Source organism: Lysobacter sp., from assembly GCF_035655815.1.
Lineage (GTDB): Bacteria > Pseudomonadota > Gammaproteobacteria > Xanthomonadales > Xanthomonadaceae > Lysobacter_J.
This window is the reverse complement of the sequence record NZ_DASRTS010000029.1, coordinates 1-15,907: the sequence shown is the minus strand read 5'-3', so window position 1 is coordinate 15,907 and position 15,907 is coordinate 1. Positions and strand designations below refer to the sequence as shown.

The window sequence follows — 15,907 nt, the reverse complement described above, 5'->3', positions numbered from 1 at the left end:
CCCGCGCGGCCAGCATGCGGTCCACGTACCGCCCTGACCTCGCCATAACCGCCCTGCCTCCACACTGGCGCACACCACGGAGGCCTTATGTGGATTCGCACCGAAACGCAGGCCGACCACGCGGCCATCGATGAACTCCTCGGCGCCGCATTCGCCGGCATGCCTGGTGGCGGCCAGGTCGAGCGCCGCATCGCGTCCGCGCTGCGCGACGACGATGCGATGGGCCTGTGCCTGGTGGCCGACATCGATGGCCGGATCGCGGGTTGCGCGATGTTCTCGCCGGTGAGCATCGAGGACGGAGCACCGGACTGGTACGGTCTGGGGCCGGTCGCCGTGTCGCCGCAGGACCAGCGCCATGGCGTCGGCAGCGCGCTGATCCGCGCAGGGCTGGCCGAGCTCGCCGACCGCGGCGCTGCCGGCTGCGTGGTGCTGGGCGAACCGGAGTACTACGGCCGTTTCGGCTTCCGCAACGAACCGTCGCTACGGTATTCCGATGCGCCGGCGCAGTACTTCCAGGCGCTCGCGTTCAAGGACGGTCCGGCGAACGGCGAGGTGCGCTATCACGCTTCGTTCTCGCGGGCTGAGTAGCTGCCCCCAGTCGCGTGCCGTGAGCCGCTAAACTCGGCACTCCACCAGGGGGATCGACATGTTGCGAACTATGAAAGCCGCGGCACTCGCCGCGCTGCTGATGCTGTGCTGCGGTCAGGCTGTTGCGGCCGAGGGGCTCAAGGACGAGGAACAGGTCCTGGCCCTGACCAGGCGCATGATGGAAACCGCGATGACGCGCGAGCCGGACGCGGTCTTCGCGATGCTCAAGCCGCACTACCCAGTCGATCCGGCGGAGATTGACGCGCTGTCGAGCAACGCCCGCATGTACTGGGCCGCCATTACGACCCGCTTCGGCAAGCCACTCGCTTACGAACTGGTGCAGACCGAGCGTATCGGCAAGTCGTTCGTCCGCTACACGTTCCTGCAGAAGTTCGAGAAGCACGCCCTGCGCTGGACGTTCTCGTTCTACCGGCCGAAGGACAGCTGGCTGGCGAATACCTTCAAGTTCGACGACACCATCGAGCCGCTCTACCAGGCCGATTGACCGCAGACCGCCCGGCCTCCGCGCTCATCCGCGCGGTGGCTGCTCCTTCCAGATCTCATGATCCACGCCGTCGCCGAGTTCCGGGTATTGCGCGATGTGGAACGTCGGCGACCTGCCCTCGCCCAGCTGGCGGTCGTAGTCGCGCGTGAGCTTGATCACCACGCCTGACAGCATCACCAGCGCGACCAGGTTGATCGAGGCCATCAGCGCCATCGCCGCATCGGCCGCGTCCCACACCAGCTGCACCTTCGAGTAGACGCCCCAAACGATCACCAGCAGCGCGGCGATGCGCAGCACGAACAGGCTGCCACGGCCGCCGCCCAGGTAGATCAGGTTGCTCTCGGCGTACGAATAGTTGCCGATGATCGTGGTGAACGCGAAGAAGAACAGCGCGATGGCCACGAAGTACGTGCCCCAGCCGCCGAAGAACACGGTCATCGCGTTCTGCGTGATCTGCACGCCGTCGCCGCCCTGCCCCAGCACTCCCGACAGCAGGATGACGAAGCCCGTCGCGCTGCAGATCAGCAGCGTGTCGATGAACACGCCCAGCGACTGCACGAAGCCCTGGCTGGACGGATGGTGCGGAATAGGGGTAGCCGCCGCGGCGACGTTGGGCGCGCTGCCCATGCCGGCCTCGTTGGAATACAGGCCGCGCTTCACGCCCTGCAGCATCGCCACCGCGATCGCACCGAAGATGCCGCCGGCCGCCGCATCTAGGCCGAAGGCACTGCGCAGCACCAGCGTCAGCACGTCCGGCACCTGCGGCAGATGGGTCAGCACGACCCAGCCGGCCAGGCCCAGATAGCCCACCGACATGAACGGCACCACCCACTCGGCGAAACGCGCGATGGTGCGCAGCCCGCCGAAGATGATCACCGCCGTCAACAGCACCAGGGCTGTCGCGATCTGCGCCTGGCTGAAGCCGAACGCACTGCGCAACGACTGCGCCATCGCATTGGCGTGCACGCTGCTGAAGACCAGCCCGTAGGTGAGCAGCAGGCACAGCGCGAACGCCACACCCATCCACTTCTTCTTCAACCCGCGCGCCATGTAGTACGACGGGCCGCCGCGGTACTGGCCGTTCTCGTCGCGCACCTTGTACAGCTGCGCCAGCGCGCTCTCCGCGTAAGCCGTGGCCATGCCCAGCACCGCCGTGCACCACATCCAGAACAGCGCACCCGGGCCGCCCACGCTCAGCGCGATCGCGACGCCGGCCAGGTTGCCCGTACCCACGCGCGAGGCCAGTGAGGTGCACAGCGCCTGGAACGGCGAGATGCCCGCGCTGTCGCCATCGGTGCCACGGCTGATGACGTGCAGCATGTGCGGGAAACGCCGCACCTGCACGAAGCGCAGCCGCACCGTGAAGTACAGGCCCACCGCCAGCAGGCCATACACCAGCACGTAGTCCCACAGCACGCGGTTGATCAGGCCGATGACGGGCGACAACAACGTTTCGATCAGATGAAGGGCGGATTCCATCGGTGTTCCGGTGAGCGTGGTGCGGTCATCCCGCGCGGGCGGCATTCCGGCGCGAGGGCGCCGATGGTACCAGCCGGGTCGCGGCGCCCCGCCGGGGCCCGTAAAATCGGCAGCCCACGTGGGTACACAGCAGGAGCGCGCGCATGAAAGTCCTCGTCATCGGTTCCGGCGGTCGCGAGCACGCCCTGGCCTGGAAACTGGCCCAGTCGCCGCGCGTCAGCGAGGTGCTGGTCGCGCCCGGCAACGCCGGCACCGCCACCGAGGCCAAATGCCGCAACGTGGACGTGGCCGCTTCCGACATCGACGGGCTGCTCGCGCTGGTGGACCGCGAGGGCGTCAGCGTGACCGTGGTCGGCCCGGAGGGCCCGCTGGTCAACGGCGTGGTCGACCGCTTCCGCGAGAAGAACCACCGCATCTTCGGCCCCACCGCCGCCGCCGCGCAGCTGGAGGGCAGCAAGGCCTACGCCAAGGACTTCCTGGCGCGCCACGGCATTCCCACCGCGCACTACGCCGTGTTCACCGAGGCCGATGCCGCGCTGGAATACGTGCAGGACAAAGGCGCGCCCATCGTGATCAAGGCCGATGGCCTGGCCGCGGGCAAGGGCGTCATCGTCGCCATGACGCTGGCCGAGGCCGAAGCCGCCATCACCGACATGCTGTCCGACTACGCGTTCGGCGCCGCCGGCGCGCGCGTGGTGATCGAGGAGTTCCTCGAAGGCGAGGAGGCCAGCTTCATCTCGATGGTCGACGGCAGGACCGCGCTGCCCATGGCCACCAGCCAGGACCATAAGCGTGTCGGCGACCGCGACACCGGCCCCAACACCGGCGGCATGGGCGCGTATTCGCCTGCGCCCGTGGTCACGCCCGACGTGCACGCCCGCATCATGCGCGAGGTGGTGGAACCCACCGTGCGCGGCATGGAAGCCGACGGCATTCCGTTCACCGGCTTCCTCTACGCGGGCCTGATGATCGACCGGACCGGTGCGCCGAAGGTCATCGAATACAACGTGCGCTTCGGCGATCCGGAAACGCAGCCGGTGATGCTGCGCCTGCGTTCGGACCTGCTGGAGCTGGTCGAAGCCGCCATCGACGAACGCCTGGACAGGACCACCGCGCAATGGGATGCACGCCCATCGCTCGGCGTGGTGATGGCCGCCGAAGGCTATCCCGGTACGCCGCGCACCGGCGACGTCATCGGCAGCTGGGACGCACCCGAAGTCGACGACGTGAAGGTCTTCCACGCGGGCACGAAAATGGAAGGCGAACACGTCGTCACCGCCGGCGGCCGCGTACTGTGCGTATGCGCGCTGGGCGACAGCGTCGCCGACGCACAGCACAAGGCCTACGAGGCCGTGGCCGGCATCTCGTGGCACGGCGAGTTCCACCGCCACGACATCGGCTGGCGCGCGATCGAGCGCGAACGCGCCGAAGCGGGCGAGCCGGCGTAAGAGCACCTGTCGTTATGCCCCTCTCCCCATGGGAGAGGGGTTGGGGGTGAGGGTCGGAGAAGCGATGGCGCACAACCGCACTCCGACTGCACCACTATTCGGAATATCAACGACAAACTGCCGTCGCGGCGACGACGCCATCCTTCTGCCGATACGATGCTGAGCAGCACCGCATCGTCCGCCTCACTCTTCCTCCGGCGCAGGCGTCAGCTTCACCACCCACTCTTCCAGCTCCGCGATGACCGCCTCCAGCGCGTCGTAAAACTCCGCCTGCCGCGTCATCAGATCCTCGATCTTTCCGGCTTCCTTCAACTTCGCCAGCTCGCCGTCGAACAACAGCCACTGCGCCGTGAGGCGCTCGACATTGTTCTTCGCGTAATGCCGCATCTCCTTGAGCTGCGTGAGCGTGTCGTTGACATGATCCAGTGGCGTCTTGCTGTCCGCGGTCATGAAGCCCTCCAGTTGGACGAACCCGCCCGCAGGGTAGCCACGCCCGGGTGAACCCCTCGAAAAGCCGTGCCGGCAGGCGCTCCAGTGACCATGGACACGGGACGCATGGCCACGCGTGCCACGACACTGGCCGCACGCAGGCCATCCATGGGCACCATGAAGGCGCATCCCGACGTGAACACCGGAACGTTCCACCGCCTGCTGCACCGAATGGCATGCGCCGTGCTGCTCGGGCCGGTCGCGACCGTCGTCATCGCAGCCGAACCCGCCACGCTGCACGGCACGATGGCCAACGAACTGCGCGCGCAATCGCTGCAGGGCGCCGTCTGGTCCACGGTGAGCGACGACATCATCGCCATCGACGCTGCGGGCATCCGCGATGCACGCAGCCGCGCGCCAATGCAACCCGACGACCGCGTGCACGTCGGTTCGGTCGCCAAGACGCTGCTGGCCACCGGCGTGTTGCGTCTGGTCACTCAGGGCAGGCTTTCGCTGGATGCGCCGGTGGCACCGTTGTTGCCGCAGATCGAGTTCGACAACCCGTGGGCATCCACGGACCCGATCCGCCTCCGTCATCTGCTCGATCACACCGCGGGCCTGGACGACGCACGTCTCTCGCAGGTCTTCAGTCTCCAGGCACGCGCCGATGCGCCATTGGCCGATGCCTTCGTCGGTCGCGGCCCCTTGCGCGTGCGCAGCCGTCCGGGCACGCGGCACTCGTATTCCAACACCGGCTACACGCTGCTTGGCATGGTCATCGAGTCCGTGACTGGCACTCGTTACGAGCGCTACCTCGACCGCAACCTCCTGCAGCCGTTGCAGATGCACGACAGCACCTTCGCCTTCACCACGCAGGCCGGACCGTACGCCGACGCGCGGCTGGCGATGGGACATTTCGAGGAGCGTGTCACGCAGGCCGCCGTGCCGTCGTACGTGCGACCGGCGGGTCAGTTCACCACCACCGCCGGCGACATGGGCCGCTTCGTCCGCTTCCTGATGAGCGACGGCCGTATCGGCGGGGCGCCGTTCATCGATGCCGCGTTGCTGCGTGCAATGGGCGAACCCACCGGAACCGAAGCCGCGGCCGCCGGCCTGCGCGTCGGCAACGGCCTGGGCCTGTTCACCCGCGACCGTCATGGCGCGGTGGGCAAATGCCACGGCGGCAGCACCGTCGGTTACCGCGCGATGTTCTGCCTGTTTCCTCAGCAGCGCCGCGCATTCTTCGTCTCGATCAACGCCGATCTTGAAGGCGCCGACTACGGCCGCATCGACCGCCACCTGATCGACGCCTTGCAACTTCCGCCTGCGGTTGAACAACCGCCCACTCCCACCACGGTCGACACTGCGGACTGGGAAGGCATCTATATTCCCGCACCGAACCGCTTCGCCAGTTTCGGCTGGATGGACACCACTCTGAACTTCGTCCGCATGCGCCGCGAGGGCGACGTGCTTCGCTTCACGCCCTTCCAGTCCGACGAGCTCCTGCTGCGGCCCGTGGGTGGCGCCTTGCTGCGCGCACCGGACCGGGTCATCGCATCGCATGCGCTGATCAGCACGAGCGACGGCGAGCGCGTCATCAGCAGCGGCACGCAAAGCTATCAGCGGACGTCGCTTTCGTACCTCGTGATGCTGTGGGCCAGCCTTGCTGCCGGACTGCTCGGCACGTTGTGGTTGTTGGTGTCGGGTGCACTCGCCCTGCTCATGCCGCGACGCACGCCGAACCGGACGGTCCTGATCCCGTTCGCCGGCGTGCTCGCACTGGTGTTGCCCCTTCCATTCTTCCTCCGCCAATCTTTCCTGCAGCTGGGCGACCTCACGATCGCGAGCGGCCTGCTGGCCGCCGTCACCGCACTGCTGCCGCTGACGATGCTCGCCGGTCTGTTCCTGCACCTGCGCCGTCGTCCGTGGCCGCTGCGCAAACGTGTCGATGTCGTCGCGATGCTGGCGGTGTTGCAGTGGACCGTCATGCTCGCAGCGTGTGGGCTGCTGCCGCTTCGGCTGTGGGCGTGAAGGCGACCACTCGACCCACTTGCTCCCAGCCCTAACCATCGCCAGGATCGACGGCATCGACTTCCGTCGTCCTCCAACAACGACGAATGGCGTCAGTTCGCGTTGGTTCGCTCGCCATTCGCTGGCTCAACCAACGATGCATGCAGCATTGCACTTCCGGAGTAACGCGATGAACTGGCTTAACGCAGTTCTCATGGTGATCATGGCGGGTGCCTTGAGTGGCTGTATCACGTCGGGACTGGCACTGAACGCCGCACTCGACTGTGCCCGCGAACCCGAGCCCGTTCCTGTCCAGCGCCGCGTGGAGCTTCCTCTGCGCCTGCGGGTTGACGTCCGGGGCCAGGAACGGTTGATCGAGGACGTGCAGGTGTGCGAGTACGCCAGAAGCGAGTGCGTGGCGGGGGTCAAGCAGCCGGTCTGGAAGGAGTCCTTCGCAAGTGGCAACGCAACCGTCATCGTTGACCGGCTGGATTCCGGTGCGTACTACGAGTTCCAGGTATGCGACTGCAGCCTCCAGGTGGAGGGCATTCAATGCTCGCTGAACTCCGCTGGGGAAAGGCGGATACGCCTCAGGCAAACCAGTCATTCTCTGGAGATGGCCGCGACGGTGTCAGGCGTGCATGGCATCCGGATCCTGGAATTTGACCAACCGCTGCCGGCTCGCGATCAATAAACAAGCCTTCCGGGTCGGTGCGGCACCCGCCCGTGGATACCGACATCACATGACCATCAGCACCAGGCAACTCGTCGCATACGCCCACGTGGCCGATGTGGAACGGAGCATCCGGTTCTACGCCGATCTCGGATTCAGCGTCGCCGACCGTGTGGCCCCGGAAGGCAGCACGACACCCGTCTGGGCATGGCTCGAAAGCGGACAGGCGAACCTGATGGTGGGATTGGCTTCGGAACCGGTGGATCCCACCCGGCAGGCCGTGCTGTTCTACCTGTATTACGACGACATCAGGCAAACCCATGCCGCGCTGAAGGCACTCGGCCACGATCCGGGTGAGATCCGGTTTCCTTTCTACATGCCGGGCGGCGAGTTCCGGGTGCACGATCCCGATGGCTACGTCCTGATGCTGGCGCAGAGCTAGCCCCGCGGATTCCCGCAATTCCTTCAATGCCGCCGACAGGATCGGCGGCTGCCTTCGCGGCTGCCGGCCACCACCCCATTCACAGTCGCGGCGCGCCTGCGCATGGACGCGGGCTTCACGCGCAACAGCGAATCGCAGGAACACACTGGATGTCCTTCGTGGGGGAGAAACCCGATGAACGACAGCGCGCCCGCGTCGGATCATGTCGTGCAGCAGATGCTGTGGATGTTCGCGAGCCGCTCGAACGAGTATGCGGTGCTGCTGATGGATGGCTCGGGCAACATCGCCTGGGCCAACGCGGGAGCCGGGACCATCCTCGGCATCCCCCTCTACGAACTGGCAGGCAACCAGATTGCACGCTTCTTCACCCGTGAGGACGTTCGCAACGGCATCCCGGAACACGAACTGGAAGAGGCGCGCCAGCGGGGCACGTCCGGCAACGATCGCTGGATGGCCCGCGCCGACCGCTCGCGTTTCTGGGCGTCCGGACTGACCATCTGCCTGGACGGCGAGGTGGAAGGCTTCAGCTTCCTCAAGATTTTCCGCGACCTGACCGACGTGAAGATGCAGCTGGAGACCGCCCTGAAGCGGTGCAACTCCGCGACGCAGGCCAACGAGGGATTGACCGCCGCCATAGCGCTGCTCGCCCACGAATTGCGCAATCCGTTGTCGGGCATCGGCCTCGCGGCAAACCTCCTTTCACGGCGAGTGCTGGATCCGGCGCTTGTTCCGCAGATCGAGATGATCTCGCGCAACGTCAACATGGCCGCCCGACTGATCGACGACCTGATGCAGCACAGCAAGGTGACGTCGCGCAGTTTCAGCCTCGACCGCAGCGACTGCAGCCTGCGCGACCTGCTGGAGGCCTCGACGCGCATCGCGCTGCGCCAGATGGACCAGGAATCCCGTGAAGTCCCGGTCCTGGTTCCGTCCGGCGACATCGACATGCACATCGACTGCATGCGCATGCAGCAGGTGTTCGTGAACCTGATCGCCAATGCGCTGCGCTATACGCCGCCGCCCGGCGGAATCTGGGTCACCGGCACGTACATCGGGTCGGACGTCATCGTGCGCGTATCCGACGAAGGCGTCGGCATCGAGGCGGAACAGCTGGAGAAGATCTTCGAGCTGTTCACGCTGCCGCACCTGGAGGGATCGAAGCTTGGCCTCGGCCTCGGTCTGGCGCTGGTGAAGAAAATCGTGGAGTTGCACTCGGGCAGCGTGCAGGCGCGGAGCGAAGGACCGGGCAAAGGCAGCCAGTTCATCGTGCGCTTTCCCGCGCGCGAATAGCGTACGTCGCCCGGCGGGTCTTCCTGACGATCAGTCGCTTTCGGTGAGCTCGCGCAATGTTTCGATTCGCTGTCTCACGCGGCGCTCTTCGGCTTTCCACACTTCGACATTGGGATCGTCGCTGTCGTGCAGCTCCAGCATCATCAGGAGCAGGCGATGCCTTTCGTGCATCGCGCGCAGCGCCGCCCACAGCGCTTCATCCGCATGGCTGGCCTGGCAATGATCCAGCGTGGAGATCGAGTAAGCGTGTCCCGTATGACAACGGAAGCGCCTGGGACGAGTGTCGTCTATCGCCCACAGCACGCCTCCGCACTCGGGGCATGAAAGCTCCGATCTGCTGCCAATCCCGTCGAGCGCCTGCATGGCATCGCGCCCGTCCGTGCCGAGTACCTGCTCCTGCCGGCTGGTCATGGAAACTCCTGCATGCGTAGTGACGGGTTCGCGTACCAGTTCCTGGAGCACCCGCGCCAGATCTTCGCCTTTCGCGACCCGGTCCACGTCCACGAACCTCATCGCGCTCGCCGGCATGCTGGCTTCTCCGGCATCGTCCGGGTCCTGCACGACCGCGAGTCCACCCGCCGCCTTGATGGCCTGCAGGCCCGCCGTCCCGTCATCGAGCCGGCCACTCAGTACGACGCCGATGACACGAGGCCCGTATGCGATGGCGGCCGATCTGAACAACGGGTCGATCGCCGGACGCGCGAAGTTCTCTTTCGGCCCGGTCGTCAGCCGGATCTCGTCATCAACCACCAGCATGTGGTGATCGGGTGGCGCCACCAGAATGGTGCCGCGCTCGATGCGATGCCCGGATCGGGGGTGCAACACCTTGTTCGATCCGACGCGGCCCAGCAGTTCCGGAAGCACGCTGACGTGATGCCCGATGTGCTGCACCACGAGTACAGGAGGAAAGCCTCCGGGCAAGGCCGCGGCAAGCTGCATCAGCACGCGCAGGCTGCCCGCGGACGCTCCCACCACGACCACGTCACGATGAATGCCGGATTGGGTGTCCAAGGCCGTGCCTCAAACGTGGGCCCCGAGTATCCACTCGCGCACGTGAGTGCCCGATAACGGAGACAGCACGGTGACACGCGGAACGTGCGAGCGTTCGTTGAGGCGATCCTGCGCGTCTTCCCGCCTTCGACGCGGCGGATGGCACGTTGCTTGCGCGACGACGCAAGCCTCGCTTCATCGAGGCATGAGATTGCGCATCTCACTCGCAGCGCGGCGGCCAGCCGAGATCGGCGTTCTTCTCCAGGTCGATGACGAACCACTCGCCCGAATGCTTGCCGTTGTCGCCCTGTGCGAACAGCAGGCGGCGCCCGTCGGGCGAGAGCAGCGGCCCCACCTGGAACACGTCCGTCCGCGCCGGCACGCGACCGCGTTCGCGCCATGTCTTGCCGTCGCGCTCGTAGACATACAGATGGGAGGTGGTCCCGCGGTTGGCCACGGTCACCATCACGTTACCGTCGCGCGAGAGTTCCGCTTCGTACTCGTTCGCGCTGGTGCTGATGGGCGCGCCGACGTTCTCCACACGCCAGCGCCCGTCCGCGTCCGGCGTGGCGAGATAGATGTCGCCCTGGCCCATTCCGCCAGGCCGGCTGGAACCGAACAGCAAGCGACCGTCCGGCTGCGGCTGCGGCCGCGGCAACAGCTGCGATTGCTTCGAGTTGACCGGTTCCGGCAGACGCTCGGGCTCGCCCCATGCACCGATACCGTCGCGCTGCACGCGCCAGATGTCGAGGCGTTCCCCCTCGGGATCGGCGCGAGCCGAAACGTAGTACAGCCAACGACCGTCCGCGGACAGTGCCGGATCCGCTTCAGACACACCCGGCTTCGCGAACGACGGCGGTGTCGGCTTCGTCCAGCGCCCCTCGACGCAACGCGATGTCAGCAGGCGATAGCGCCCGAACCCGCGATCGGCGCGGAAGAAGTACACCTCGCTTCCGTCCTGCGAGAACGTCGGGGAAGACTCGTACTCGTCCGTGGAGAACGCTTCGGGCGTCACGCGAACGGCCGCAGGGGTCTCGATCACGTCGGAGCGGCAACCGGCGGCGCATGCGAGCGAGAGCCACGCCGTGGCAACCACTGCGCGAGTGGAAAGCCTGGAGATCATCCTGGACTCCTTCGCCATGGGATGGCTGTTTATATCGACTGCCTGATGCCCGGCAGAAGTGCCAATCGTGCGCCGCGCCGTCGAGCCACTACCGGCTCCGTTGCGGTCCATGGCTCTGCGCAGCGACCGGCTATCAACTTCGCGGCGCACCGAACACGAATCAGCTGGACGACGCGGCACTGAACACGGCCAGCTGCGCGGCAAAGGCGCGCCTGTAGGCGGGACGAGCCTCCGCGCGAGCGACATAGGACGAAAGGCCCGGGAACTCGTCAAGGATGCCCGACGGCCTCAGCCTGAGCAGCACCGACGCCATCATCAGGTCGCCTACGCTGAACGCACCATCCAGCCACTCGGCATCGCCGAGGTGGGCCGAGAGCTGGTCGAGCCGGTCGCGCACCCGATCCTGCACCAGCGGCAGGCGCTCGCTGCTCCATGGTTTGTCGCGCTCCAGGATGCGGGCGGTCACGAGTTCGAGAATGGGTGGCTCGACGGTGTTGAGCGCGGCAAACATCCACGTGATCGCACGTGCACGGGCATCGTCATCGCCCGGCAACAAGGCCTCATGACGCTCGGCGATGTGGAAGACGATCGACCCTGTTTCGAACAGCGTGAGGTCGCCTTCCTCGTACGTCGGGATCTGGCCGAATGGGTGCAGCGCCAGGTGCGCAGGCTCCTTCATCGCCTTGAACGACAGCAGGCGCACGTTGTAAGGCTGGCCCGCCTCTTCCAGCGCCCAGCGCACGCGCATGTCACGCGCCAGGCCCTGCCCCCGGTCGGGCGAGCATTCGAAGGCGGTAATGGTGGGCGTCGCTCGAAAAGTACGGCGGGGCATGCGGTCACTGCGCATGAAGGCTCTCCAGGTCGGATCCGGTCGGTTTGCCATTACGACGAACGACGGGCGCGGGAATCGACAGTCTGCAGACGTGTCTGCGCGCGACAGCCAGCGCCCGCACGACGCCGGAAAACGCAGCCCGACGATGGCCGTCCCGCTTCGCGTGGTGCCCATGCTGACGGGCCCGGCGCTCGGACATTCAGCAGCGCCGAGGACTACCGCACCGGCTGGATGACGGGGGCGTGCTGCGCCATCAGGTCGACGATCCAGTCGATGAACACACGAAGCTTGCGGCTGACGTGGCGACTCGGCGGGAAGGCCACGTACAGCGGCATCGGTTCCAGCTTCCAGTCCTCGAACAGCGGCACCAGTTCGCCGCGCGCAAGCGGTGCACGCGCCATGTAGTGCGGCAACCACAGCACGCCCAATCCGGCGATGCCGGCCCCCAGATACGCGTTGCCGTCATCCACCGACAGCACATGGCGTCCATGCACGCGCAGTGCTTCGTCGCCACGTTTCATCGCCAGCGCCAGCGGCATGCCGGTGCGCGAGCCGCGATAACCGACGATGCGGTGATGGCTGTCTTCCAGTTCCTGAGGATGCGCAGGCGCGCCCGCACGTGCGAGGTACTCCGGCGAGGCGTACACGCCCAGCGGCAAGTCCGCCACATGGCGCGCGCGCAGCGACGATTCGGTGAGCTCACCGCCGCGCACCACGCAGTCCACGTTCTCGTCGATCAGATCCACCTTGCGGTCGCTGGCGCCCAGGTCCAGTTGCAGGTCGGGATAACGCGCATGGAACGCAGGCAGCGCCGGCACCACGATCAGGCTGGCCAACGGTGCGGGCACGTCCACGCGCAGACGTCCACGCGGCGCTTCGGACGCTGCCGACAGGCTGGTCTCGGCATCGTCGAGCTCGGCCAGCAGACGAACGACGCGCTCGTAGTACGCGGCACCATCGGCGGTGACGTTGACCTTGCGCGTGGTGCGGTGGAGCAGCTTCACGCGAAGGTGCGCTTCCAGCTGCTGCACCAGCTGCGTCACCCGTGTCTTGCTGGCCTGCAGCGTCTCGGCCGCCTTGGTGAAACTGCCCGTCTCCACCACGCGGACGAAGGCCTGCATCGCGTCGATACGGTCCACGTGATCTCCAGGGAACGGGATTGTCCGGATTCTACAAACAGTGATCCCGGAATCCGTGTGTTTATCCCCGCCACGACGGCTCCCTAGAGTGACGGTCATGCGCCGCGCGACGCATATCGACACGTCGCACGGCTCCCCTCACACCATGACTGGAGAATCCCATGGCTAAGCGCGACGCCGTATTTCCTGCCAGCCGGCATGAGCTGTACGCCAAGCACAACTATTCCGCGGCAATCCGATCGGGCGATCTGCTGTTCGTCTCCGGCCAGGTCGGAAGCCGCAGCGACGGCTCGCCGGAACCTGACTTCGAGGCCCAGGTCCGTCTCGCCTTCGCCAACCTCCAGGCGACCCTGCAGGCGGGCGGCTGCGGACTGGACGACATCGTCGACGTGACGACCTTCCATACCGATCCCGAGGACCAGTTCGACACGATCATGGCGATCAAGAGCGAAGTCTTCCCGCAGGCGCCCTATCCCAACTGGACCGCCGTCGGCGTGAACTGGCTTGCGGGTTTCGATTTCGAGATCAAGGTGATCGCGCGGATTCCGGGGTGAGCGCGAGTGCTGCCGATGGCAGACACGTACGCTGCGTGCCGGTTGGCGACCACTCGTACGACGCATGGGCTATCTGAACGCGGCTTGTGTTCATCGCGATTCAGCCACGTCACCGCCTGCACACAGCACCGGGCGAACACTCGTGCAACCTTTTCACGGCGCAGGCTGGTCTGCTGGCGGCTGCGCAGCGAGGGAAGCCGTGAGCAACCTGGCGCACTTCCGTTCGAACGTCCATGTGGGACTGCTGACCGCAACCCTGGCCTGGGCCTCAGCATCGCCGGCGCAAACGCCGGCACCGCCGATGAACCGGCTGTCGGTCGAGCCGCGGGTCCCGCGGCTGGGTATCACGCCATGCGTGGTGGAGCTGTTCAAGGACGTGGACACCGGCTGGTACGGCGAGCCGATGTTCGAACCCGAGTTCGAATACGCACCGCCACCCGGTTGTCCAGGACCGTGGGCCAAGGTGATCTTCAGTGTCGAACTCAGTGGGCCCGGTACGACGGGCATCGCCAACGTTACGTTCGCCCTTGGCGACGAGCGCCGCAACGACCAGATCGCCACCACGTTGCTGACGGCCGGCGCGCAATACAACGCCGGACAAGCAACGTGGCGGGTCGAACGCGATATCACCGAGTACTCCGCGCTGCTGAGCCAGGCACGTCCCGGCTTCGCGCGCGACACCGACTACTACCTCCGCGATCCTTACTGGGGCGACAGCCCGCGTGCCAGCGGCCGGATGATCTTCTACCCCGCCACGCCTGCGCTGCCTGCACCCGAAGTGCCCGACGTCATCGTGCCCATCGCGCCGACCTCCCCCAACGTGATTTCGTTGCCGCGGAACATCGAGCGCGCGTACCTGGACGTCTACTCCCAGCTGACCTACTTCTGGTTCAGCTGCGTCCCCGCGGACGCCGTCGCCAGCTGGCCTCTGCTGGGGCAGACGCCGCTCGCCATGGGTGACCGGCGGCCTCAGGCGGGCGATACCGAAGGGCAGGGCTGCACCGGCAGCAACTACCGCGACGTGGTCGTGCGCATCGATGGCACCGCCGTGGGCACTGCACCGCTGTATCCCTGGCTCAACAGCGACCTCAACCTGGACTTCGAGCGCAGCGTCGACGTGCCGGTGCCGACGCCGCAGTCTCTCAACCTGATGCCGTTCCGGATCGACCTCAGTCCATACGCGGCACTGCTCAGCGACGGCCAGGAGCACACGATCCAGATTCTGTACGCGCGTGTCGAAGATGAGCAGCGCTGGTTCTTCGCCAAATCGCAGCTGTTGCTCTACCTGGACAGGGGAACCACGCAGATCACGGGCGGCGTTACGCGCAACACGCTCGACGGCACACCGCTGACAGCGACCATCACGCGCAACGACTGGACGACCGACGGCACCCTCCTGACTGGTGATGTCGATCGGCAGTATCGGCGCCAGTACGAGGTAGCCGGATACGTCAATACCTCGCGCGGCCGCGTCGATACGTCGGTCAGGCAGGAGCACACGTTCGCCAGCACCCAGTGGGTGAGCCTGCTGGGCTACGAGGCGCCCGCGGACCACGACTATGCGCAGGTCGTCGAGATCGCCAGTGTCACCGAGCGCACCACGCTTCGGCAGCGTGGCGCGACCGTACTCGCGTACGACCGCATAAGGCATCACTACCCACTGCGCATCATCTACACGGCAGGAGGCGGAACGATTGCCGGTGTTGCGACGCTTAACCACGCAAGTGCGTACGTCGAACAGGGTCACCACCAGCAGGGGTCGCACACACGCCCCGCAGGATCGTACGCGGACCGCGTCTACGCCAACTTCGTCGGCAGTCGCAGCTTCAATGCCGTGCAGGGAACCTACACCGGCTGGCGAGGCGCGCGCAGTCACTACTTCCACGACAACGCAGGCAGCTGCTTCCGCGAGCGCGTGACCTGGTTGCGCGAGAACGTCACGGAGCACACCCAGGGCGTCGGCTGCCCCAACGGAATCAACCGCGTTCGCGGCTTTGCCCATCCGGACGGTTCTCCCGATAACCTGGGATGGCTGCGCTGACTATCCAGTTGGCGCGCGGTGCCTACGCTGAATGGCCAAAGCGAATCAGATCCGCGGACAACAGCCAGCGTAGGTCCGGGTAAGCGAAGCGTACCCGGGATTCTTTGATTCAGGCACGCTCGCCCAGGCGCGGCCTTCGGCCTTCTCCGTCCGACCACATGATCATGTCGTCGAGCATCCGCGCCTGGCTGGCACGTGGCATCTGCGGGCGAGCGCGCCACGACGGTGCTAATGTCCGCTTCCGACCCATAGCGGACATCAGATTGAGGAGGCACATGGACCTGGGAAGCCGAATCCTCAAGGTCAACCACGCAGGCGAGTTCGGTGCCATCTCGATCTATACAGGCCAGATTGTCGTGGCGAG

At 66.2% G+C, this 15,907-nt stretch carries 16 protein-coding genes; 10 read left to right on the top strand and 6 right to left on the bottom strand.

Annotated features, from left to right (window positions below):
• The first annotated feature begins 87 nt into the window (after positions 1 to 87).
• Positions 88 to 588 (top strand): N-acetyltransferase, encoded by a 501-nt coding sequence (locus VFE83_RS07665; protein ID WP_324904720.1) that lies wholly within the window; start codon positions 88 to 90, stop codon positions 586 to 588.
• 58 nt (positions 589 to 646) lie between these two features.
• Positions 647 to 1,093, top strand: coding sequence for a hypothetical protein (locus tag VFE83_RS07660; protein WP_324904718.1), 447 nt, complete (start codon positions 647 to 649; stop codon positions 1,091 to 1,093).
• Positions 1,094 to 1,117: 24 nt separating this feature from the next.
• Here the strand turns inward: VFE83_RS07660 and VFE83_RS07655 are convergent, their stop codons facing one another.
• On the bottom strand, positions 1,118 to 2,572 hold the full coding sequence (locus tag VFE83_RS07655; RefSeq protein ID WP_324904716.1) for an alanine/glycine:cation symporter family protein: 1,455 nt from the start codon (positions 2,570 to 2,572) through the stop codon (positions 1,118 to 1,120).
• A gap of 143 nt (positions 2,573 to 2,715) precedes the next feature.
• On the opposite strand from VFE83_RS07655, the gene purD reads away from it, so the two are divergent.
• Complete coding sequence (purD, locus tag VFE83_RS07650) at positions 2,716 to 4,020, top strand: phosphoribosylamine--glycine ligase (protein ID WP_324904714.1); 1,305 nt, start codon at positions 2,716 to 2,718, stop codon at positions 4,018 to 4,020.
• A gap of 183 nt (positions 4,021 to 4,203) precedes the next feature.
• On the opposite strand, the gene VFE83_RS07645 is transcribed toward purD, so the two are convergent.
• The gene (locus tag VFE83_RS07645; RefSeq protein WP_324904712.1) at positions 4,204 to 4,470 is read right to left on the bottom strand and encodes a hypothetical protein; all 267 of its coding nucleotides are present in this window, start codon (positions 4,468 to 4,470) and stop codon (positions 4,204 to 4,206) included.
• A gap of 105 nt (positions 4,471 to 4,575) precedes the next feature.
• Here VFE83_RS07645 and VFE83_RS07640 point away from each other — a divergent pair, with 105 nt between their 5' ends.
• From VFE83_RS07640 to VFE83_RS07625, 4 genes are all read left to right on the top strand, one after another.
• Positions 4,576 to 6,480, top strand: coding sequence for a serine hydrolase domain-containing protein (locus tag VFE83_RS07640; RefSeq protein WP_324904710.1), 1,905 nt, complete (start codon positions 4,576 to 4,578; stop codon positions 6,478 to 6,480).
• Positions 6,481 to 6,649: 169 nt separating this feature from the next.
• Positions 6,650 to 7,153 (top strand): hypothetical protein, encoded by a 504-nt coding sequence (locus VFE83_RS07635; RefSeq protein ID WP_324904708.1) that lies wholly within the window; start codon positions 6,650 to 6,652, stop codon positions 7,151 to 7,153.
• A 49-nt stretch (positions 7,154 to 7,202) separates the two neighbouring features.
• Complete coding sequence (locus VFE83_RS07630; protein WP_324904706.1) at positions 7,203 to 7,574, top strand: VOC family protein; 372 nt, start codon at positions 7,203 to 7,205, stop codon at positions 7,572 to 7,574.
• A gap of 174 nt (positions 7,575 to 7,748) precedes the next feature.
• The gene (locus VFE83_RS07625) at positions 7,749 to 8,864 is read left to right on the top strand and encodes a PAS domain-containing sensor histidine kinase (protein ID WP_324904704.1); all 1,116 of its coding nucleotides are present in this window, start codon (positions 7,749 to 7,751) and stop codon (positions 8,862 to 8,864) included.
• Positions 8,865 to 8,894: 30 nt separating this feature from the next.
• Here the strand turns inward: VFE83_RS07625 and VFE83_RS07620 are convergent, their stop codons facing one another.
• The 4 genes from VFE83_RS07620 to VFE83_RS07605 all read right to left on the bottom strand — a co-directional run bounded on the left by VFE83_RS07620 (position 8,895) and on the right by VFE83_RS07605 (position 12,930).
• Complete coding sequence (locus tag VFE83_RS07620; protein ID WP_324904702.1) at positions 8,895 to 9,875, bottom strand: chemotaxis protein CheB; 981 nt, start codon at positions 9,873 to 9,875, stop codon at positions 8,895 to 8,897.
• Between the two features lie 199 nt (positions 9,876 to 10,074).
• Positions 10,075 to 10,977 carry a hypothetical protein gene (locus VFE83_RS07615; RefSeq protein ID WP_324904700.1) on the bottom strand — a complete coding sequence of 301 codons (903 nt, stop codon included), beginning with the start codon at positions 10,975 to 10,977 and terminating at the stop codon, positions 10,075 to 10,077.
• 160 nt (positions 10,978 to 11,137) lie between these two features.
• Positions 11,138 to 11,824: a glutathione S-transferase family protein gene (locus VFE83_RS07610; protein ID WP_324904698.1), complete on the bottom strand. Its 687-nt coding sequence runs from the start codon at positions 11,822 to 11,824 to the stop codon at positions 11,138 to 11,140.
• 200 nt (positions 11,825 to 12,024) lie between these two features.
• The gene (locus tag VFE83_RS07605; protein ID WP_324904929.1) at positions 12,025 to 12,930 is read right to left on the bottom strand and encodes a LysR substrate-binding domain-containing protein; all 906 of its coding nucleotides are present in this window, start codon (positions 12,928 to 12,930) and stop codon (positions 12,025 to 12,027) included.
• Between the two features lie 179 nt (positions 12,931 to 13,109).
• Between VFE83_RS07605 and VFE83_RS07600 the strand changes: the two genes are divergently transcribed.
• From VFE83_RS07600 to VFE83_RS07590, 3 genes are all read left to right on the top strand, one after another.
• Complete coding sequence (locus VFE83_RS07600; protein WP_324904696.1) at positions 13,110 to 13,502, top strand: RidA family protein; 393 nt, start codon at positions 13,110 to 13,112, stop codon at positions 13,500 to 13,502.
• Positions 13,503 to 13,701: 199 nt separating this feature from the next.
• Complete coding sequence (locus VFE83_RS07595; protein WP_324904693.1) at positions 13,702 to 15,543, top strand: peptide-N4-asparagine amidase; 1,842 nt, start codon at positions 13,702 to 13,704, stop codon at positions 15,541 to 15,543.
• Positions 15,544 to 15,707: 164 nt separating this feature from the next.
• Positions 15,708 to 15,907: demethoxyubiquinone hydroxylase family protein (locus VFE83_RS07590; RefSeq protein WP_324904692.1), on the top strand; the 200-nt coding region annotated here is incomplete at its 3' end.

Coding starts and splice junctions, on each gene's coding strand:
- VFE83_RS07610 (WP_324904698.1), bottom strand. CDS start 11,824: ATGCGCAGTGACCGCATGCCCCGCCGTACTTTTCGAGCGACGCCCACC.
- VFE83_RS07660 (WP_324904718.1), top strand. CDS start 647: ATGTTGCGAACTATGAAAGCCGCGGCACTCGCCGCGCTGCTGATGCTG.
- VFE83_RS07635 (WP_324904708.1), top strand. CDS start 6,650: ATGAACTGGCTTAACGCAGTTCTCATGGTGATCATGGCGGGTGCCTTG.
- VFE83_RS07665 (WP_324904720.1), top strand. CDS start 88: ATGTGGATTCGCACCGAAACGCAGGCCGACCACGCGGCCATCGATGAA.
- VFE83_RS07625 (WP_324904704.1), top strand. CDS start 7,749: ATGAACGACAGCGCGCCCGCGTCGGATCATGTCGTGCAGCAGATGCTG.
- purD (WP_324904714.1), top strand. CDS start 2,716: ATGAAAGTCCTCGTCATCGGTTCCGGCGGTCGCGAGCACGCCCTGGCC.
- VFE83_RS07605 (WP_324904929.1), bottom strand. CDS start 12,930: ATGCAGGCCTTCGTCCGCGTGGTGGAGACGGGCAGTTTCACCAAGGCG.
- VFE83_RS07600 (WP_324904696.1), top strand. CDS start 13,110: ATGGCTAAGCGCGACGCCGTATTTCCTGCCAGCCGGCATGAGCTGTAC.
- VFE83_RS07655 (WP_324904716.1), bottom strand. CDS start 2,572: ATGGAATCCGCCCTTCATCTGATCGAAACGTTGTTGTCGCCCGTCATC.
- VFE83_RS07630 (WP_324904706.1), top strand. CDS start 7,203: ATGACCATCAGCACCAGGCAACTCGTCGCATACGCCCACGTGGCCGAT.
- VFE83_RS07640 (WP_324904710.1), top strand. CDS start 4,576: ATGGCCACGCGTGCCACGACACTGGCCGCACGCAGGCCATCCATGGGC.
- VFE83_RS07645 (WP_324904712.1), bottom strand. CDS start 4,470: ATGACCGCGGACAGCAAGACGCCACTGGATCATGTCAACGACACGCTC.
- VFE83_RS07615 (WP_324904700.1), bottom strand. CDS start 10,977: ATGATCTCCAGGCTTTCCACTCGCGCAGTGGTTGCCACGGCGTGGCTC.